The sequence below is a fragment of the Pseudomonas sp. DrBHI1 genome (genome assembly GCF_002205115.1).
In the GTDB taxonomy this organism is placed as follows: domain Bacteria; phylum Pseudomonadota; class Gammaproteobacteria; order Pseudomonadales; family Pseudomonadaceae; genus Aquipseudomonas; species Aquipseudomonas mosselii.
In genome coordinates this window covers 11581-30407 of record NZ_NIBE01000062.1, presented here as the reverse complement: position 1 = coordinate 30407, position 18827 = coordinate 11581, and the positions used below count along the sequence as shown (strand labels likewise).

Here is an 18827-nt window from a genome sequence, read left to right as displayed (position 1 = left end):
GACCGCGTAGCGGTCCCGGAACCCAGCAGGACAGTCCCTCCGGCTTAGCTCATCAAGCCCCGGGGCTGCTGCGCAGCCCTCTCGCGACGCAAGGCCGCTCCCACAGGGCTCCGAGTCGTTCTCGAAACGAGATCTGAACCATGACCACAGCAACCGCCCGCCTGCGGGCATCCCCCCTGGACGCGCTGCAGCGCTGGCTACCGAAGCTGGTGCTGGCGCCGAGCATGTTCATCGTCCTTGTGGGTTTCTACGGCTACATCCTGTGGACCTTCGTCCTCTCGTTCACCACCTCGACCTTCCTGCCTACTTACAAGTGGGCGGGCCTGGCGCAGTACGCCCGGCTGTTCGACAACGACCGCTGGTGGGTGGCGAGCAAGAACCTGCTGCTGTTCGGTGGACTGTTCATCGGCATCACCCTGGCCATCGGCGTGTTCCTTGCCGTGCTGCTTGACCAGCGCATCCGCCGCGAAGGTTTCATCCGCACCATTTACCTGTATCCCATGGCCCTGTCGATGATCGTCACCGGTACCGCCTGGAAGTGGCTGCTCAACCCCGGCATGGGCCTGGACAAGCTGCTTCGCGACTGGGGCTGGGAAGGCTTTCGCCTGGACTGGCTGATCGACCCCGACCGCGTGGTCTACTGCCTGGTGATCGCCGCCGTGTGGCAGGCCTCGGGCTTCATCATGGCGATGTTCCTCGCCGGTCTGCGTGGCGTCGACCCGTCGATCATCCGCGCCGCCCAGCTCGACGGCGCCAGCCTGCCGCGCATCTACTGGACCGTGGTGCTGCCCAGCCTGCGCCCGGTGTTCTTCAGCTCGTTGATGATCCTTTCGCACATCGCGATCAAGAGCTTCGACCTGGTGGCGGCGATGACTGCTGGTGGCCCGGGCTACTCCTCGGACCTGCCGGCCATGTTCATGTACTCGTTCACCTTCAGCCGCGGGCAGATGGGCATGGGCTCGGCCAGCGCGATCCTCATGCTGGGCGCCATCCTGGCAATCCTCGTGCCTTACCTGTACTCCGAGCTGCGGGGGAAACGCCATGACTAGCCCGATCGACAAACCGGCGCTGAACCTCAGCCGCGTCGCCGTCCACGCCGTGCTGCTGCTGGCCGTTCTGCTGTACCTGGTGCCGCTGGTGGTGATGCTGCTGACCAGCTTCAAGACCCCCGAGGACATCGGCAGCGGCAACCTGCTGAGCTGGCCCACCGCGTTCACCGCCATCGGCTGGAGCAAGGCCTGGGCCACGGTCAGCGGCTACTTCGTCAACTCGATCCTGATCACCGTGCCGGCGGTATTGATTTCCACGGCCATTGGCGCGCTCAACGGCTATGTGCTGTCGATGTGGCGCTTCCGTGGCTCGCAGCTGTTCTTCGGCCTGTTGCTGTTCGGCTGCTTCCTGCCGTTCCAGACCGTGCTGCTGCCGGCCTCGTTCACCCTCGGCAAGCTGGGCCTGGCCAGCACCACCAGCGGGCTGATGCTGGTGCATGTGGTGTACGGCCTGGCCTTCACCACGCTGTTCTTCCGCAACTACTACGTGAGCATCCCCGAGGCGCTGGTCAAGGCCGCGCGCCTGGACGGCGCCGGGTTCTTCACCATCTTCGGGCGGATCATCCTGCCGATGTCGACGCCGATCATCATGGTCTGCCTGATCTGGCAGTTCACCCAGATCTGGAACGACTTCCTGTTCGGCGTGGTGTTCTCCAGCGGCGACTCGCAACCGATCACCGTGGCCCTCAACAACTTGGTCAACACCAGCACCGGGGCCAAGGAATACAACGTCGACATGGCCGCGGCGATGATCGCCGGGCTGCCGACGCTGCTGGTCTACGTGGTCGCGGGCAAGTATTTCGTGCGCGGGCTGACCGCCGGCGCGGTCAAGGGGTAAGTCATGGCAACACTCGAACTTCGCAATGTGCACAAGACCTACGGCGTGGGCCTGCCGGACACGCTCAAGGACATCCAGCTGGCGATCAAGGACGGCGAGTTCCTGATCCTGGTCGGCCCCTCGGGCTGCGGCAAGTCGACGCTGATGAACTGCATCGCCGGCCTTGAGAGCATCAGTGGCGGGGCGATCCTCATCGACGACGAGGACGTCAGCGGCATGAGCCCCAAGGACCGCGACATCGCCATGGTGTTCCAGTCCTACGCGCTGTACCCGACCATGAACGTGCGCGACAACATCGCCTTCGGCCTGAAGATCCGCAAGATGTCCCAGGCCGCCATCGACGAAGAGGTGGCGCGGGTCGCCAAGCTGCTGCAGATCGAGCACCTGCTCGAGCGCAAGCCCGGGCAGCTGTCCGGTGGCCAGCAACAGCGCGTGGCCATGGGCCGAGCGCTGGCGCGCCGGCCAAAGATCTACCTGTTCGACGAGCCACTGTCGAACCTCGACGCCAAGCTGCGGGTGGAGATGCGCACCGAAATCAAGCTGATGCACCAGCGCCTGAAGACCACCACGGTGTACGTCACCCACGACCAGATCGAGGCGATGACGCTCGGTGACAAGGTGGCGGTGATGAAGGACGGCATCATCCAGCAGTTCGGCACGCCGCAGCAGATCTACAACGACCCGGCCAACCTGTTCGTCGCCAGCTTCATTGGCTCGCCGCCGATGAATTTCATTCCGGTGCGCTTGACGAAGCAGGACGGTCGCGTGCTGGCGCTGCTCGACAGCGGCCAGGCGCGCTGCGAGCTGCCGCTGGGCGTGGTGGCGGACGAGCTGGAAGGTCGCGAGATCATCCTCGGCGTGCGCCCGGAGCAGATCGCCCTGGGGGCGGAGCAGGGCAATGGCCTGCCGGGCATCCGCGCCGAAGTGCAGGTCACCGAGCCCACCGGCCCGGACCTGCTGGTGTTCGTCACCCTCAATCAAACCAAGGTCTGCTGCCGTCTGGCGCCGGATGTGGCATGCCGGGTCGGTGACAGCCTCAACCTGCAGTTCGACCCGGCGCGGGTTCTGCTGTTCGACGCCGGCAGCGGCGAACGCCTGGACCTTGCCGCCACCGCCGTGAAGGACAACGTGACGCGTTTCAAAGGCCGTTAAGAACGGCGGCCGCTCCCACAGGAAAGATCAGGCCGTTGATTCGTTCTGTTAATAACAAGAAAAGAGGACGCAAAGGGATGGAACATCGCAATCGCATCAGGACACTGGGCTCACTGGCACTGCTGGCCGTGGTCGGCAGCAGCGGGGCCCAGGCCGCCGAGGCTTTCTCGTCGGAATCGAAATGGATGACCGGCGACTGGGGCGGCACCCGCACCGAGTTGCTGGAGAAGGGCTACGACTTCACCCTCGACTACGTCGGCGAGGTGGCCGGCAACCTGCACGGCGGCTACAACAACGACAAGACCGCGCGCTACAGCGACCAGTTCGCCCTGGGTGCGCACCTGGACCTGGAGAAGATCTTCGGCTGGAAGGACACCGAGTTCAAGCTGGCGATCACCGAGCGTAGCGGCCGCAACCTGTCCAACGACCGCATCAGCGACCCGCGTGCCGGGCAGTTCAGCTCGGTGCAGGAAGTCTGGGGCCGCGGCCAGACCTGGCGCCTGACCCAGATGTGGGTCAAGCAGAAGTACTTCGACGGCGCGCTGGATGTGAAAGTCGGCCGCTTCGGCGAGGGCGAGGACTTCAACAGCTTCCCCTGCGACTTCCAGAACCTGGCCTTCTGCGGCTCGCAGGTGGGCAACTGGGTCGGCGGCATCTGGTACAACTGGCCGGTCAGCCAGTGGGCGCTGCGGGTCAAGTACAACATCACCCCGGAATTCTTCGTCCAGGTCGGCGCCTACGAGCAGAACCCGTCGAACCTGGAGACCGGCAACGGCTTCAAGCTCAGCGGCAGTGGCACCAAGGGCGCGATCCTGCCGGTGGAGGCGGTGTGGTCGCCGAAGGTCAACGGCCTGCCGGGCGAGTACCGCCTGGGCTACTACTACAGCACCGCCAAGGCCGACGACGTGTACGACGACATCAACGGCAACCCGCAGGCGCTGACCGGCGCGGCGTTCAAGTCGCACTCCAGCAAGCACGGCTGGTGGGTGGTGGCGCAGCAGCAGGTCACCGCCCATGCCGGCGACGTCAATCGCGGCCTGAGCCTGTTCGCCAACTTCACCGTGCACGACAAGGCCACCAACGTGGTCGACAACTACCAGCAGGTCGGCCTGGTCTACAAAGGTGCCTTCGACGCCCGACCCAAGGACGACATCGGCTTCGGCATCGCCCGCATCCACGTCAATGACGACGTGAAGAAGCGCGCCGAGCTGCTCAATGCCCAGAGCGGTATCAACGACTACGACAATCCGGGCTTCGTGCCGCTGCAGCACACCGAGTACAACGCCGAACTCTACTACGGCTTCCACGTCACCAACTGGCTGACCGTGCGGCCGAACCTGCAGTACATCAAGAGCCCGGGCGGTGTGGACGACGTGGATAACGCGCTGGTCGCGGGGTTGAAGATTCAGTCGTCATTCTGAGAAAAATTGTTGTAAATTTACGCCATCCATCTCGACCTACCGCTAACCACTGGCCAGCAGTGGTTAGCGGGCACGGGGTGAGACAGCGCTATCTCAAACAACAAAAGAGCTCGGAACCATGCCTGAACATCCGCTACATCGCTTCTTCACCTCGCAACGGCCCAGGCCGACCTTCGAGTGGGAGCGTTACCAGCAGCGCGATGTGCTGATCATCGACCACCCAAGCTGCCAAGCGGTGTTCAGCCGCCAGGGCGCGCAACTGCTGCATTTCCAGCCGGCCGGCGAGAAGCCCTGGCTGTGGTGCGCCGAGCAGTGGCCGCAGGTGGGCGCCATCCGCGGTGGCGTGCCGGTGTGCTGGCCATGGTATGGCCGTCATCCCAGCGAGGACCTGTGGCCGGCCCACGGCTGGGCGCGCCTGCTGGACTGGAAGCTGGTGGACAGCCTTGAGGACGAGCAGGGCGTGGCCCTCAAGTGGCGCCTGGACCTGTGCGACTGGCAGGTCGACCTGCACGCCCGGCTTGGCGCGAGCATGGAACTGAGCCTGAGCACCGAGCACCAGGACAGCGAGCCGTGTCAGCTGAGCCATGCGCTGCTGGCCTACTGGCGAATCAGCGACGTGTCGAAGATAGCGCTGTCCGGGCTCGAGGATATCCAAGGCTACGATCGCCTCAATCGCCAGGCCTGCCGCGAGGACGGCGCGCTGACCCTCAAGGGCGGTTGCCAGAAAGTCTATCCCGGCACACCCAAGGTGCAGTTGCAGGATCCGGACTGGCAGCGCGAGCTGTGCATCGACACCGGCGACAGCGATGACACTGTGGTCTGGCACCCGGGCAATCGCCCGTTGATGGGCGTGACCGGGCGCGAATGCCAGGGCTTCGTCTGCGTCGAGGCGGCCAGCGGCAGTGGCGAGGGCCTGAGCCTGGCGCCGGGGGAGCGGGCGCACCTGCGGCTGCAGGCGCACCGGCTCAGTTGAGGTCGTCGTCCTCGATCGGGTAGCGACTGGCGTTGAGGCTTTCCTTGATCTTGCGCAGGTGCGGCTGGAAGTCCACGCCGCGGCGCAGGGTCATGCCGGTGGCCAGCACGTCGAGCACGGTGAGCTGGATGATCCGCGAGGTCATCGGCATGTAGATGTCGGTGTCTTCCGGCAGCGGGATGTGCAGGCTCAGGCTGCAGGCCTGGGCCAGGGGCGAGCCGGCGGCGGTCAGGCCGAGCACCGAGGCGCCGTTTTCCCGGGCCAGGCGCGCCACCTCGACCAGTTCGCGGGTGCGCCCGGTGTAGGAAATGATCACGAACAGATCGCCGGTGTGGGCAACCGAGGCCAGCATGCGCTGCATCAGCACGTCGGCATGGGCCGACACGGCGAGGTTGAAGCGGAAGAACTTGTGCTGGGCGTCGAGGGCCACCGGGGCCGAGGCGCCGAGGCCGAAGAAGTGGATCTGCCGGGCCTGGATCATCATGTCAACGGCGCGGCTGACCTGTTGTGGGTCGAGCGCCTGGCAGGCGCTGTCCAGCGAGGCGATGGCGCTGCCGAAGATCTTCTGGGTGTAGGCGGCCGGATCGTCATCGGCCTCCACCGCGCGGCTGACGTACGCGGCGCCGCTGGCCAGGCTCTGTGCCAACTGCAGCTTGAGCTCGGGGTAGCCGCTGACACCGAACGAACGGCAGAAGCGGTTGACCGTCGGTTCGCTGACCTTGGCCGCCTGGGCCAGGGCGGCGATGCTGAAGCGGGTGGCCTGTTGCGGGTTGAGCAGGATGACTTCGGCGACTTTGCGTTCGGCCTTGTTCAGCTCGTCGAGGCGGCCCTGGATCTGTTCCAGGAGGTTGCGCACGCGGTCCATGGTGTGTCCTTGGGTCGGAAGCTGGCTTTTTGCGGTGGCGTGTATCGTACTGTCGGTAAGATTGTCACACCACTTGTCTGTAATGGCTGTATTCGATGTTGTGGTTTTTACTACATTAACCCTTGAAATGCAGGGTTGAAACCGGTATTCCTAGTCCAACATTTATAAAAGAACCAACATCATGGCCGCGATCAGTGTCGAACCCTGCACCTTCGCCCTCTTTGGCGCCCTCGGCGACCTGGCGTTGCGCAAGCTGTTTCCCGCGCTCTACCAGCTCGACCGCGCCGACCTCCTGCACCCGGATACCCGCCTGCTGGCCCTGGCCCGCGAGCCGGGCAGCGTGCAGGACCACCTGAACAGCATCGAGGCCCATCTGCGCCGCCATGTGCCGGAGGCCGAGATCGATGCCGCTTCCCTGGGGCGCTTCCTCGGGCGCCTGAGCTACCTGCACCTGGACTTCGTCGAGCCGGAGGGCTACCAGGCCCTGGCCGAACAGGCGCCGAGCGGGCAGCCGCTGATCGCCTACTTCGCCACGGCGGCGGCGGTCTACGGCGCGATCTGCGAGAACCTCGACAAGGCCGGCCTGGCCTCGCGCACCCGCGTGGTGCTGGAAAAGCCCATTGGCCACGATCTGGAGTCGTCGCGCCGGGTCAACGACGCCGTGGCGCGGTTCTTCCCCGAGAGCCGGGTCTACCGCATCGACCACTACCTGGGCAAGGAGACGGTGCAGAACCTGATCGCCCTGCGCTTCGCCAACAGCCTGTTCGAAACCCAGTGGAACCAGAATTCCATCTCCCACGTGGAGATCACCGTCGCCGAGAAGGTCGGCATCGAGGGCCGCTGGGGTTACTTCGACAAGGCCGGCCAGCTGCGCGACATGATCCAGAACCACCTGTTGCAGCTGCTCTGCCTGATCGCCATGGACCCGCCCAGCGACCTGTCGGCCGACAGCATCCGCGATGAGAAGGTCAAGGTGCTCAAGGCACTGGCACCGATCACCGGCGAAGGCCTGAGCACCCATGTGGTGCGCGGCCAGTACATTGCCGGCTTCAGTGACGGCAAGCCGGTGCCGGGCTACCTGGAAGAGGACAACGCCAACGCCCAGAGCGATACCGAGACCTTCGTCGCCCTGCGCGCCGATATCCGCAACTGGCGCTGGTCGGGGGTGCCGTTCTACCTGCGCACCGGCAAGCGCATGCCGCAGAAGCTGTCGCAGATCGTCATCCACTTCAAGGAAACCCCGCACTACATCTTCGCCCCGGAACAGCGTTTGCAGATCGGCAACAAGCTGATCATCCGCCTGCAGCCGGACGAAGGCATTTCGCTGCGGGTGATGACCAAGGAACAGGGCCTGGACAAGGGGATGCAGCTGCGCAGCGGTCCGCTGCAACTGAACTTCTCCGACACCTGGCGCAGCGCGCGGATTCCGGATGCCTACGAGCGTCTGCTGCTGGAAGTGATGCGCGGCAACCAGAACCTGTTCGTGCGCAAGGACGAGATCGAATACGCCTGGAAATGGTGCGATCAGCTGATCGCCGGCTGGAAGACCAGCGGCGACGCGCCCAAGCCCTATGCGGCCGGTTCCTGGGGGCCGATGAGCTCGATTGCATTGATCACTCGCGATGGGAGGGCCTGGTATGGCGATATCTGAACTGCAACTGCCGGCGACGGTGAAGGCGCATCAGCTGGCTGACGCGAAAACCCTGGCGGCGACCCTGGCCCATGATGTGGCCGAGCGCCTGCGCCAGGCCATCGTCCGCAAGGGCCAGGCCTGCGTGGTGCTGTCCGGCGGCCGCAGCCCGGTGGCGTTTCTCGAGAAGCTGGCGGCAGAGGCGCTGGACTGGTCGAAGGTCACCGTGAGCCTGGCGGACGAGCGCTGGGTACCGGTGGAACACGACGACAGCAATGCCGGCCTGCTGGCCCGTCACCTGCTCAAGGGCGGTGCGGCCAAGGCGCGTTTCATCGGCCTGTACCAGAGCGCCGCGACCCTGGAGGCCGCCGCCGAGCAGGCCGACCAGGTCCTCGCCGATCTGCCGCCGATCGATGTGCTGGTGCTGGGCATGGGCGACGACGGCCACACGGCTTCGCTGTTCCCGGCCAGCCCCAACCTGCGCCAGGGCCTGGCCAAGGTCGGCGAGCGTCGCTGCCTGCCGATGCTGGCGCCGAGCGTGCCGCACCAGCGCCTGAGCATGACCCGCGCGCTGCTGGCCGGCGCCGGTTTCATCGCCCTGTCCGTGCAAGGCGCGGGCAAGCTCACCACCTTGCGTGCTGCCCTGGCGGCCGAAGACCCTACCGAAATGCCGATTCGCGCCTTTCTTCACGACCCCCTGGACATCTACTGGTGCCCATGAGCCAAGGACCCATTGTCATGACCACCCTCGAACGCCCACAGCCTTTGCTCTCGATGGCCGACAAAGCCGCGCGGATCGACACGATCTGCGACAAGGCGCGCATCCTGCCGGTGATCACCATCGCCCGTGAGGAAGACATCCTGCCCCTGGCCGACGCCCTGGCCGCAGGCGGCATCCGCACCCTGGAAGTGACCCTGCGCTCGCAACATGGCCTGAAGGCCATCCAGGTGCTGCGCGAGCAGCGCCCCGAGCTGTGCGTCGGTGCCGGTACCGTGCTCGACCGTGGCATGTTCGCCGCCGTCGAGGCCGCGGGCGCGCAGTTCGTCGTTACCCCGGGCATCACCCAGGACATCCTCGAAGCGGGCGTGGACAGCGACATTCCGCTGCTGCCGGGTATCAGCACGCCGTCGGAGATCATGATGGGCTATGCCCTTGGCTACCGTCGCTTCAAGCTGTTCCCGGCGGAGATCAGTGGTGGCGTGGCGGCGATCAAGGCCTTTGCCGGCCCATTCGGCGACATTCGCTTCTGCCCGACCGGTGGGGTGAACCCGGCCAACGTGCGCAACTACATGGCGCTGCCCAATGTGATGTGCGTGGGCGGCACCTGGATGCTCGACAGCAGCTGGATCAAGAACGGCGACTGGGCGCGGATCGAGGCGTGTAGCGCCGAGGCGATGGCATTGCTGGACTGACAGATTTCGTTGTGTGCTACACGGCTTGTGGGGCGCTTGGTCGGCGCCCCTTTTTTTTGCCTGAGTCATTTAGGCCGATAATTGTCAGCCGCTGCCAGGTCGGCTGGGGTCGATCAGGGGCCGTGCGCTGGTAAGCAGGGTCTTGATCGCCTGCAGGTCCATCTCGCCTCGCTGGTAGGCCTCGATGAACTGCCTGATCGGACGAGGGGTGATGTAGCGGCTGTTGCGATCTTGGTAAAAGTCGTTGCGCAAGGCGCGATCCAGTGCCAGCGCGCGCTGATGGTCGAAGCTCGCGCGGTCACGCACCTGCAGCAGCCTGGTGCTGGCCTCCTGCTGTTCAAGCAGGCGTGGGTGCAAGCCCTGAAGCTCACTCACCAACGCATCATCGGCCTCATCCGGTGTGGCGGCGGCGTGCTGCATGAGTTGCGCAAGCGGGCGGGTCTTGAGTTTCGCAGTGAGCTGCTCGCGAATGCGTTGCAGGTTGCGATCCCGCCCCTGGTTGAAGGCGCTCAATTGCAGGTACCAGGCATCGACTTCGGCCTTCGCCTCGGACAGTTCGTGGTCGAGAGCATCGTCCTGTGCCCAGAGCGCCGGCAAGCCCAGCCTATGGTACGCCTCGTCCAGATACGCCTGGTGTTCACGTCCCATTTGCTCCCTGTCGCGCATGCGCTGTTCCCTTTGTACTTCATTGCGGTCGAGCATTGCCTGGAGCATTTGTTCGTTGGCTTGGTTTACCTGGAAACTCACCTTGCGGGCGAGGAAGTCATCGAGCCAGGTACGCAGCAAGCGAGGTCTGTAGCGCTCGGTTGCGTAGTCGCGTAATACCAGGGCGCGGAATATTGGGTTGTTCCAGTACGCTACCAGCTTTGCCCTGCACTCGTCGCGGATCTCCACATAAGCCAGTTCGGCTTGCGGCTCGTTGTCCAGCGCTCGGCGAATGTGCGCAGTCAGGCTCAGGTATGCCGGGTCTTTCTCAAGTTGAGTACGTGCCTGGGTTTCAAGTGTGCCGATGCGTGTCTGTAGGTGGCGCTGAGTCTCGAGGCGTGCCTTGATCAGCCGTTGCAGGCGATCGATGTGGTCGTGCAGCTCGGCTTGTGCGCTTTCGCGTTCGGCCAGCAGTTGTCGGGTCTCAGGATCAAGCTCTGGACCGTGTTCCAGTTGGAAACTGGCAAGTTCATTGAGTTTCTCGGTCATCAGACACTCAAGCCTGACCTCGCGAGCAATGGCCTCACGCAAGTCTTCTTCGGCTTCACGCTGCGCCAGCAGGGTGCTACGGGTGTAGGTGTCGATCGCGATGAACAGGGTATCGGGTGTCATGGTTCGGTCATATCCAACCAGCAAGCAGTGCCAGCTCAGGGCGCCGACAGCCAGTACGGCCGCAGTTGGCGGGATCAGCAGCGAGGGCGACAGGGCCAGGCGCACCAGCAAGCGCTCCCACCTGCTCAGCGGCGGCGCTTCGAAGACCAGGCGTTGGGCGAAGAATGCCCGAACGCCCTGTTCGACATGCGTCTGTTCATGATGGATGCCGTTGCGCTGGTAATAGCTGCGTATGCGTTCGCTTACTTCGCTGCGCTGCTTCGGCAGATCCAGGTGCTCCTGCTGTGCGAGTTCCTGGTGGCGCAACTCGTCGACCAGGGCCATGGCCCCCATCTGTTCGGAAAGTGAGACGGTCATTGGCGGGTCATCAGAAGCTGGCGGAGACGATGGACTGGTTGGTGTCGGCCGGATTGTCGAAGCTGCTACCGGCAAAGACGCGATTGTCGAAGTGCCTGCTTAGGTTGTAGGCATCCTTGCGGCCGATGACCGGATTATCGACGCGGCCCTTGGCCTGCTTGACCTGCTGGGCTTTCAGGTACTGCGCGTGGGTGACCTGCACACCGAGGGAGTCGGTGAGGGCGATCGCGCCGGTGTGGCCGTTGGCGAGCGGCATCGTCACCACCTTGCCCTGCGGGTCGCGTGCCTGAAACACCAGGAACCATGCCTTGCCGTCCTCGCTGCCTGGCTGGCACGCCGAGGTCTTGCGGCAGCGTTCGTAACCGGATATCTCTCCGGCGCCGTCGGGGATGTGCAGTTGCAGCTGCGCTTCGGTGTAGTCGACGTACACCTGCAGCTCGCGCAATGCCTGAATGGCCTTGGCCGGCCCATGATCGGCCACCAGCGCGCCGGTGGAACGGGCGAACGGCAGCAGCTTGGCGCGCACGTCTTCCGGTAGCGGCATGGCTTCCAAGCGGGCCATCAACTGAGTGTACTGGTCCAGGCGTGCCTGGTGCGCCGCTCGGTCCGCTTCCCTTGTCCAGGCTGGCGCTGGCACCCCCAGGCCCTTTTGGGTAGGGGCGCTGACCTCGGTCGGTCGGGTGGGCGCCACAGGTTGGCGCAGATTTGCCGTCAGCAGGGCACCGCCCAGCAAGGCGACCCACGTCAGCCCCCCCAGGCCAGCAGCCTGCGGCGCAGGAGCATCCCCGCCAGCAACCTGCGGGGCCAGGACAGTTGCGGCGCCTCGAACCGCAGACGGCGGGCGAAGAACTCGCGTACCCCTTGCTCGATCAGGCTGTCATCGCAAGCGATGCCCTGGCGCTGGTAGTAGCCACGAATGCGTTCGACGATTTCGGCGCGACGCAGCGCCAGGTCCAGATGCTCCTGAACCTGGCGCTGCTGCAGGCGCAGCTCGCCGACGAGGGCCATGGCCCCCATCTGTTCGCTGAGCGAGCCATTGCTCATTGCGCGGCTTTGCTCAGCAAGGAGGCGAAGGCGCGCTTGGCGTCTTCGACTGCGGTGGAAATTTCCAGCGCGGCCTTACTCGACTCGGCACGGTAGGTTTCGGTGAGGCCTTTCATGTCATTCTGGAAATCCAGGGTGGCCTGGGCCAGGGCGCGCACCGATTCGACGCGCAGAGTCGAGCCATAGCTGGCTTTCATCGCCGCCCCCAGTTGCTGGTTGCCCAGCTCGCCCAGGGCTTCCAGGCCCTTGTTGATACCGGAGGTGGTAACGTTGAGGGTATGGGTGGCCTCGGCCATGCCCTGGTTGGCGGTGAACGAAACCGCAAGGCTGGTGAGCACGATTTCGTTAGTGGCGAAGAACGACACCATTCGCTGGTACTGACGCTCCTTGACCACATGCACCTGGCTGATGCGGGCAAAAACCATCTCGGCGGTGTTGTAGCCGACCCGTAGGTCGTCAGCGATATCCTTGACGATCTGGTAGCTTTTGTCTTCGTTCTGCAGGGCTCGCACCGCTTCGTCACGCACCAGCTCAAGTGCCGCGATGCGGGCTGGCTCTTCGCTTGCGGCCGCCGCCACGGTAGCGTTGGCGGAGTCCAGGGCACTGCTGCACTCCTGCAGGGACTGCCCGGCGATGGCCAGCACTTGCTGGGCATCAACCTCGGCAGTCTTCATGGCCAGGCGGAAGTCCATGTACGCTTCCAGGATCAGGCTTTCGCGAGTGATCTGGTCGCTGGCGGCCGCGCACACGTCGAGGTAGTGCTTGCGAATGTCCTCGAATCGGCTCGGGATCGAGCCTCGCAGCATGCGCATCCAGGCCAGCTTGAGGCGTTCGAGGGTATCCAGGCGACCATCGTCCATCCATGTGGCCATGGCAGCCGCATCTTCACGAATTGACGTGAAGCTGTCGGTGATATCCATGTAGCGGTGAGAGATATCCATCCCGGCGATCTGCTCGCGTACGGTCTGGTTGAAAAGTGACGCCTGCTGCAGTACTGCGGCGATGCCGGTGACACGCTGGTTGTCGTAGTGCGCGACCTTGTCCAGCAGGGTCAGTACTGGTGCTGGCTGGGGCGCCTGACCGAAGGCGATGCCGATTTTGCGCAGGCCGTCGAGGGCGCGTTCGAGGTATAGGCTCATGGTGATCCTTGCCTGAGTGGATATTTGCAATTGAGTTGCGCGATTCAGAAACTGTTGGTTGTACGGAAACCACCACCGCCGGAACTGCTGGAGGTGCTGAAACCGCTTCCACCGAAACTGCCTGACGTGGAGAAGCTGCTGCCATGGGAGCTGGTCGAGTTGCTCCGGTCGTCAACTGGAAGCTGTGGCGACACGAACTGCCGACCTTCATCGAGCAAGCGCTGCACGTCGGACTGTTCCAGCTGGCCGCGCATGTAGTCGTCGAGTATTTGTTCGATGGGCTGCTGCAGCTGGTACACATGGCTTTGATCGCGGTAATGGGCATCGCGCAGCGCGTACTCCAGGGTCTTGGCCCGGTCATAGCGTTGGCGCTGGTTGTCACTCTGGTCGCGCAGGCTCCTCAGCGGTTGCTGAATCTCCCGTAGCCGCGCGTGTAGCAACTGCAGGTCGCCTACCAGGACATCGTCGTCCGGGCTAGGTGTTTTGGCTGCCTCGATGATCAGCTCGGCCAAGGGGCGTGCCCTGAGCCTGTCGGTGATGCTCTGGCGAATCTGCAACAGATGGGGATCGCGTTGCTGATTGAAGTCGGCCAGTTGAGCATGCAGTGAGCTGGCGTCGGCCTTGGCCTCGCTCAACAACACTTCCAGCTCTTGTTCCTCGACCTGCAGGGCCCGCATGCCAGCTGCTTCTCGGGCTTTTTCCAGATGCTGCTGGTGTTGCGCCTGCAATTGCTGCCGCGCCTGGGCGAGGGTCTGGCGCTGGGTCTCGTTGCGCGTGTACATGGCCAGCAAGGTCTGTTCGTTGGCGTAGTTGACGTGAAAGTCGACCTTGCGCGCCAGGTAGTTGTCCAGTACGCGCTGGAAGGGGTAAGGCCGGTATTGTTCGGTCCCATAGCTACAGGCCTTGAGGAAACGGTAGAGCGGGTTGCTCTTGTAACCCTCCAGTTTGTTGGCGCACTCGTTGCGGATTTCCTCGTAACCCGCATCGGACTGCTGTTCGGCTTGCCGGGCCGCATTCAGTTGTCCCAGCAATTGGGCGAAAGCAGGATCCTCGTCGAGCAGACGCTGGGCCTGGGCATCGAGTTGGCCGAGATCACTGCGCACTTGCTGACGTTTATCCAGTTGGGCGGCTATCAAATGCTCGACTCGTTCGAGCGCCTGGATAAGGTTCGCTCGGGCGTACTCGCGCTGCTCGAACAACAGCCGCGTATGCAGGTCTTGATCGGGGGCGATATTCAGCTGCAGGGCGGCAATCTGGCCCAGCTTCGAGGTGATCTGATCTTCCAGTCGGGCTTCTTGGTCAAGCTGGGTATACAGCGCTTGCTCAGCGTCACGTCTGGTCTGTTCGGCTTGGCGCGAGTTGTGTTCGAGCGCATTGACAAGGGCGATCGGTGTCATGGCATTACCATTCCAGAATCATGTCGGGGGTAGCGTAGGTGCTCTGGCTGAAGTGTATGCTCAGGCTGTTCACCGGTTTTCTGCCGATCAGGCGTTGGCTGATATGGCCATCTTCGAGCTTGTCCTGCCGGACCCGCAGATACTCGTCGTAACTGACGCGGACACCGAAACGATTGGCCCAACGGGTCTTGCCGGTCTCCACGCTGGTCACCGGCGCCCACGTCTGCTTACCGGCAGCGTCGAAGGGTTCGACGATCAGATACCAGCTTTTGCCTCGGGTGCTGTTCGGACTGCAGCCGGCGTTTTCGTAACAGCGCTCCACACCCGACTTGATGCCGGGGCGATCGATCAGCTCGATGGTCAGGGGTTCTGCGGCGTAAATCAGGTAGTCTTTCACTGCGTCGAGGGTGGAGTCGGCCTTTTCCAGTTGCAGCTTGGCGATATCTTCACCGGCACGGTTGAGCCAGTCAGCCAGTTGCTCATGATCGGCCTTGGGCAGCGGCACGGCATTCAGGCGATCCTGCAATTGCTGCTGCCGGTCGAGGCTGATGTAGACGTGCTCCACGCGGTTGAGTCGTTTTCTGGCCTTTGCCAGGTTGTTTTGCGCGCCGGCCAACACGAAGTACGCTTGTTCGATTCGAGCATTGAAGGGCGCGCGGTTGTCGCGGGTGATCGGATCGGGTCGTACGACATTTAATGATTGGCTGGGGCTGGGCAGCAGACGCTCGACCTTGATGAGCAGATCCGCCACCACTGGAACCGGTTGGCGTGACTGACGCGCCTTGGATTGCTCCAAACGCTGGCGCTGCGCAGCTAAATCCATCTGCAACAGCTGGACATCAATGGCCAATTGGTCGGCACTCAGGCCCGCCCGGATGTTTAGTCCACTCTCCACCAGAAACAGTGTGCCCAGGCCCAAGGCGATCAGCAGCACGCTGTAGGCCACGCCTTTTAGCAGCGGTCGGTAGGCCATGGCCAGACGAGTCAGCAGACGTTGTGTGAAGCCCAGTGCAGGGGCTTGGAATTCAAGGCGTCGTGCGAAGAATTGACGTACGCCTTCCTCGACCGTTGCTTCGTCGAAGGCGATGCCATGGCTCTGGTAGTAAGTGCGAATGCCTTCGGCCACTTCGGCCCGGCGCCGAGGCAAGTCAATGTGCTCCTGGATGGCCATTTCGCGATGACGCAGTTGGTCAACCAGCCCCATGGCGCCGATCCGTTCACTCAATGGGATGCTCATCGATTGCATTCCAGCGGGCGGTGCCGCGGTGCGTGCGCCAGGCAATAGCTCATGGTGCTCCTTGCATGAGTGGGGGAGGGCTCGCGCAGTATACCCATGAATGAAGGCTAAATAATGGCCTGCTTTCTGCAGCCTGTTAATCTCATCGTGCGCGCACAAAAAAGCCCGCATCTCTGCGGGCTCTTCTGGACGATCAGCGCATCAAGCCGCTTTGGCCTGTTGCTGGCTCAGCGACCGGTTCAGCGCGCTGAACAGCGCCTTGAAGCTGGCGGTGGTGATGTTCTCGTCGATGCCCACGCCATGCACCGGACGCCCACCGGCCACGCGCAGTTCGATGTACGCCGCCGCCTTGGCGTTGGTGCCGGCACCGATGGCGTGCTCGTTGTAGTCCATGATCTCCACGTTGACCGGCAGGCCGGCGACCAGCGCTTCCAGGGCGCCGTTGCCCTTGCCGTGCCAGTGCAGGGTGGTCTCGCCTTCACCGGAGACTTCCACCTGCACGTGGCTGCTGCCGTTCTCTTCCTGCAGGCGGTGGCTGACCAGCGCATACGGTGCGTTGGCCTGGAGGTACTCCTTCTGCAGCAGCTTGTAGATCTGCTCGGCGGTCATTTCCAGGCCGAGACGGTCGGTCTCGCCCTGTACCACCTGGCTGAACTCGATCTGCATGCGGCGCGGCAGGCTGATGCCGTACTCCTGCTCGAGCAGGTAGGTGATGCCACCCTTGCCCGACTGGCTGTTGACGCGAATCACCGCCTCGTAGCTGCGGCCGATGTCGGCCGGGTCGATCGGCAGGTACGGCACCTCCCACAGTTCGCCGTCCTGCTGCTTGGCGAAGCCCTTGCGGATGGCGTCCTGGTGCGAGCCGGAGAAGGCGGTGTGGACCAGGTCGCCGACGTACGGGTGACGCGGGTGCACCGGCAGCTGGTTGCACTCCTCGACGACCTTGCGCACGCCGTCGATGTCGGAGAAGTCCAGCTGCGGGTCGATGCCCTGGGTGTAGAGGTTCAGGGCGAGGGTGACCAGGTCGACGTTGCCGGTGCGCTCGCCGTTGCCGAACAGGCAGCCTTCGGCACGGTCGGCGCCGGCCATCAGGCCCAGCTCGGTGGCGGCGATGCCGGTGCCACGGTCGTTGTGGGTGTGCAGGCTGATGATCACGCTGTCGCGACGGTTGATGTTGCGGCAGAACCATTCGATCTGGTCGGCGTAGACGTTCGGCGTGGCGACTTCGACGGTGGCCGGCAGGTTGAGGATGATCTTGTGCTCAGGAGTCGGGTTCCACACTTCGATCACCGCGTCGCACACTTCCTTGGCGAACTCCAGTTCGGTGGCGCTGAAGGTTTCAGGCGAGTACTGGAAGGTCCACTGGGTGTTCGGCTGCTGGGCGGCGTACTTGACGAACAGCTTGGCGGCGTTGACCGCGATGTCCTTCACGCCCTGCTTGTCCTGGTTGAAGACGATGCGGCGGAACGACGGGCAGGTGGCATTGTACAGGTGGACGATGGCCTTCTTGGCCCCGCGCAGGGATTCGAAGGTACGGGCGATCAGGTCTTCACGGGCCTGGGTCAGCACCTGGATGGTGGTGTCGTCCGGGATGTGGCCGTCTTCGATCAGGGTGCGCACGAAGTCGAAGTCGGTCTGCGAGGCCGACGGGAACGAGGCTTCGATTTCCTTCACGCCCACCTGCACCAGGGTCTTCCAGAACCGCAGCTTCTTCTCCGAGTCCATCGGCTCGATCAGCGACTGGTTGCCATCACGCAGGTCGGAACTGCACCAGATCGGTGCCTGGGTGATGGTCTTCGACGGCCAGGTACGGTCGGGCAGGTCGATGGTCGGGAACGCGCGGTATTTCTTCGAAGGGTCTTTGAGCATGGTCATGGAAGCAATCCTTTTTATGTGCGGCCGTGATCGGGCCTGCCAAACGAAAACGAGAGAAAAAGGCGAGGCGACGCGATTCACCCTGGTAGTCGGGCGCTGACCAGGCAGAGGCTGCGGTGTTGTCGGAGCAGGGTGCTGAAGATGTTCATAGGCTCAACCCTAACCAGTGGGTTGGGGGATGGCAAGCATTGCGGAAAAATTGAGAGGAATGCTTAAAAAAACGAGTCTTAGGAGTTTTTCTGGCTGCTTAATTGGTCTTGTTGATATTTTATTGCGTGATGTTTTTTTGTTGCGCAAATCGCGGGGCCTGCCCGATCCCACGATGCCACCGTGGGCCGCGTGGGAGCGGGCTGGCCCCGCGATTGCGCTTTCAGGGCTGGAACGCGCCGATGAAAATCGCCGGATCGACCCGCGCATCGTTGAGGCTGACGTTCCAGTGCATGTGCGGCCCAGTGGCCCGGCCAGTCGAACCCACGCGGCCCACCACCTCGCCACGGCGTAGCACCTGCCCCGGCTTCACGTCGATCTTCGACATGTGGCAGAACATGCTGATGAAGCCCTGGCCATGGTCGACGAACACCGTGCGGCCATTGAAGAAGTAGTCGCCCACCAGGATCACCTTGCCATTGGCCGGGGTCTTGATCGGCGTGCCGGCCGGCACGGCGAAGTCAAGGCCAGCGTGGGGGTTTCGTTCTTCGCCGTTGAAGAAGCGGCGCACGCCGAACTTGCTCGACAGCGGGCCGTTGACCGGCTTGTCGAGGATCAGGTTGCTCGGCAGGGTCGGGCTGAAGCTGCGGTAGGCCTTGACCTGCTCGGCCAGCTCGCGGTCGATGCGCTTGAGGTCCTCGGGCTCGGGGTTGACCTGGCGCTTGTTCTTCAGGGTGATGTGCTGTTCGGGGTATTTCTTGCTGCCCACGCTGAAGCGGATGTCGCGCCCCCCCTGGGTGAGCACGGCGCTACCGGGTTTCTGGGTGAGCGGGATGCCGACGATGGCCAGCCAGTTGTCCTGCTCCTTCACCACCAGCACCGGCTTGCCGTCGAAGCGGGCGCTCGGCGCGCTGGCGGCCGGCCCCAGGTTGACCACGGCCACGCCGCCGGGCACCGGCTTGTCGAGGGTGCG

Annotated in this window: 17 protein-coding genes; 8 read left to right on the top strand and 9 right to left on the bottom strand. The window is 63.6% G+C overall.

The features are described 5' to 3' along the window. Positions 1-140 precede the first annotated feature (140 nt). The 5 genes from CC207_RS14530 (at position 141) to CC207_RS14510 (ending at position 5433) form a co-directional block, all read left to right on the top strand. Complete coding sequence (locus CC207_RS14530) at positions 141-1049, top strand: carbohydrate ABC transporter permease (protein WP_028691968.1); 909 nt, start codon at positions 141-143, stop codon at positions 1047-1049. Continuing rightward, a complete protein-coding gene (locus CC207_RS14525) occupies positions 1042-1887 on the top strand; it encodes a carbohydrate ABC transporter permease (protein WP_088852318.1) in 846 nt (281 codons plus the stop codon). The genes CC207_RS14530 and CC207_RS14525 overlap by 8 nt, the downstream gene beginning before the upstream one ends. A gap of 3 nt (positions 1888-1890) precedes the next feature. Further along, the gene (locus CC207_RS14520; RefSeq protein ID WP_028691966.1) at positions 1891-3039 is read left to right on the top strand and encodes an ABC transporter ATP-binding protein; all 1149 of its coding nucleotides are present in this window, start codon (positions 1891-1893) and stop codon (positions 3037-3039) included. Between the two features lie 77 nt (positions 3040-3116). Continuing rightward, positions 3117-4460 (top strand): carbohydrate porin, encoded by a 1344-nt coding sequence (locus CC207_RS14515; RefSeq protein ID WP_028691965.1) that lies wholly within the window; start codon positions 3117-3119, stop codon positions 4458-4460. 118 nt (positions 4461-4578) lie between these two features. Further along, complete coding sequence (locus tag CC207_RS14510) at positions 4579-5433, top strand: D-hexose-6-phosphate mutarotase (RefSeq protein WP_028691964.1); 855 nt, start codon at positions 4579-4581, stop codon at positions 5431-5433. On the opposite strand, the gene hexR is transcribed toward CC207_RS14510, so the two are convergent. Beyond that, positions 5426-6289: a DNA-binding transcriptional regulator HexR gene (hexR, locus tag CC207_RS14505; protein ID WP_172402443.1), complete on the bottom strand. Its 864-nt coding sequence runs from the start codon at positions 6287-6289 to the stop codon at positions 5426-5428. The genes CC207_RS14510 and hexR overlap by 8 nt on opposite strands. Positions 6290-6479: 190 nt before the next feature. Here hexR and zwf point away from each other — a divergent pair, with 190 nt between their 5' ends. The 3 genes from zwf to CC207_RS14490 are packed head-to-tail and all read left to right on the top strand — an operon-like array spanning position 6480 to position 9341. Continuing rightward, positions 6480-7949: a glucose-6-phosphate dehydrogenase gene (gene zwf, locus CC207_RS14500; protein ID WP_028691962.1), complete on the top strand. Its 1470-nt coding sequence runs from the start codon at positions 6480-6482 to the stop codon at positions 7947-7949. Beyond that, the gene (gene pgl / locus CC207_RS14495; protein ID WP_062360437.1) at positions 7936-8649 is read left to right on the top strand and encodes a 6-phosphogluconolactonase; all 714 of its coding nucleotides are present in this window, start codon (positions 7936-7938) and stop codon (positions 8647-8649) included. Before zwf ends, pgl begins: the two co-directional genes overlap by 14 nt. 17 nt (positions 8650-8666) lie before the next feature. Further along, the gene (locus CC207_RS14490) at positions 8667-9341 is read left to right on the top strand and encodes a bifunctional 4-hydroxy-2-oxoglutarate aldolase/2-dehydro-3-deoxy-phosphogluconate aldolase (protein ID WP_028691960.1); all 675 of its coding nucleotides are present in this window, start codon (positions 8667-8669) and stop codon (positions 9339-9341) included. Positions 9342-9425: 84 nt separating this feature from the next. On the opposite strand, the gene CC207_RS14485 is transcribed toward CC207_RS14490, so the two are convergent. The 8 genes from CC207_RS14485 to CC207_RS14450 form a co-directional block, all read right to left on the bottom strand. Continuing rightward, on the bottom strand, positions 9426-11015 hold the full coding sequence (locus tag CC207_RS14485) for a DUF6384 family protein (protein ID WP_051555710.1): 1590 nt from the start codon (positions 11013-11015) through the stop codon (positions 9426-9428). A gap of 10 nt (positions 11016-11025) precedes the next feature. Beyond that, positions 11026-11652 carry a DUF6384 family protein gene (locus CC207_RS14480; protein WP_143496120.1) on the bottom strand — a complete coding sequence of 209 codons (627 nt, stop codon included), beginning with the start codon at positions 11650-11652 and terminating at the stop codon, positions 11026-11028. Positions 11653-11759: 107 nt separating this feature from the next. Next, positions 11760-12059, bottom strand: coding sequence for a DUF6384 family protein (locus tag CC207_RS14475; RefSeq protein WP_051555709.1), 300 nt, complete (start codon positions 12057-12059; stop codon positions 11760-11762). Further along, positions 12056-13198, bottom strand: coding sequence for a merozoite surface protein 3b (locus tag CC207_RS14470; RefSeq protein WP_088852316.1), 1143 nt, complete (start codon positions 13196-13198; stop codon positions 12056-12058). Before CC207_RS14470 ends, CC207_RS14475 begins: the two co-directional genes overlap by 4 nt. Before the next feature lie 44 nt (positions 13199-13242). Then, positions 13243-14595, bottom strand: a complete 1353-nt coding sequence (locus CC207_RS14465) for a hypothetical protein (RefSeq protein WP_028691641.1) — start codon at positions 14593-14595, stop codon at positions 13243-13245. Positions 14596-14599: 4 nt separating this feature from the next. After that, positions 14600-15877, bottom strand: coding sequence for a DUF6384 family protein (locus tag CC207_RS14460; protein ID WP_256582088.1), 1278 nt, complete (start codon positions 15875-15877; stop codon positions 14600-14602). Positions 15878-16033: 156 nt separating this feature from the next. Next, complete coding sequence (leuA, locus tag CC207_RS14455) at positions 16034-17707, bottom strand: 2-isopropylmalate synthase (protein ID WP_028691640.1); 1674 nt, start codon at positions 17705-17707, stop codon at positions 16034-16036. 370 nt (positions 17708-18077) lie between these two features. Continuing rightward, on the bottom strand, positions 18078-18827 hold a 750-nt coding region (locus tag CC207_RS14450; RefSeq protein WP_088852314.1), incomplete at its 5' end, for a M23 family metallopeptidase.

Coding starts and splice junctions, on each gene's coding strand:
- CC207_RS14475 (WP_051555709.1), bottom strand. CDS start 12,059: ATGAGCAATGGCTCGCTCAGCGAACAGATGGGGGCCATGGCCCTCGTC.
- CC207_RS14490 (WP_028691960.1), top strand. CDS start 8,667: ATGACCACCCTCGAACGCCCACAGCCTTTGCTCTCGATGGCCGACAAA.
- CC207_RS14465 (WP_028691641.1), bottom strand. CDS start 14,595: ATGACACCGATCGCCCTTGTCAATGCGCTCGAACACAACTCGCGCCAA.
- CC207_RS14530 (WP_028691968.1), top strand. CDS start 141: ATGACCACAGCAACCGCCCGCCTGCGGGCATCCCCCCTGGACGCGCTG.
- zwf (WP_028691962.1), top strand. CDS start 6,480: ATGGCCGCGATCAGTGTCGAACCCTGCACCTTCGCCCTCTTTGGCGCC.
- CC207_RS14515 (WP_028691965.1), top strand. CDS start 3,117: ATGGAACATCGCAATCGCATCAGGACACTGGGCTCACTGGCACTGCTG.
- CC207_RS14510 (WP_028691964.1), top strand. CDS start 4,579: ATGCCTGAACATCCGCTACATCGCTTCTTCACCTCGCAACGGCCCAGG.
- CC207_RS14520 (WP_028691966.1), top strand. CDS start 1,891: ATGGCAACACTCGAACTTCGCAATGTGCACAAGACCTACGGCGTGGGC.
- CC207_RS14485 (WP_051555710.1), bottom strand. CDS start 11,015: ATGACCGTCTCACTTTCCGAACAGATGGGGGCCATGGCCCTGGTCGAC.
- leuA (WP_028691640.1), bottom strand. CDS start 17,707: ATGACCATGCTCAAAGACCCTTCGAAGAAATACCGCGCGTTCCCGACC.
- CC207_RS14470 (WP_088852316.1), bottom strand. CDS start 13,198: ATGAGCCTATACCTCGAACGCGCCCTCGACGGCCTGCGCAAAATCGGC.
- CC207_RS14525 (WP_088852318.1), top strand. CDS start 1,042: ATGACTAGCCCGATCGACAAACCGGCGCTGAACCTCAGCCGCGTCGCC.
- pgl (WP_062360437.1), top strand. CDS start 7,936: ATGGCGATATCTGAACTGCAACTGCCGGCGACGGTGAAGGCGCATCAG.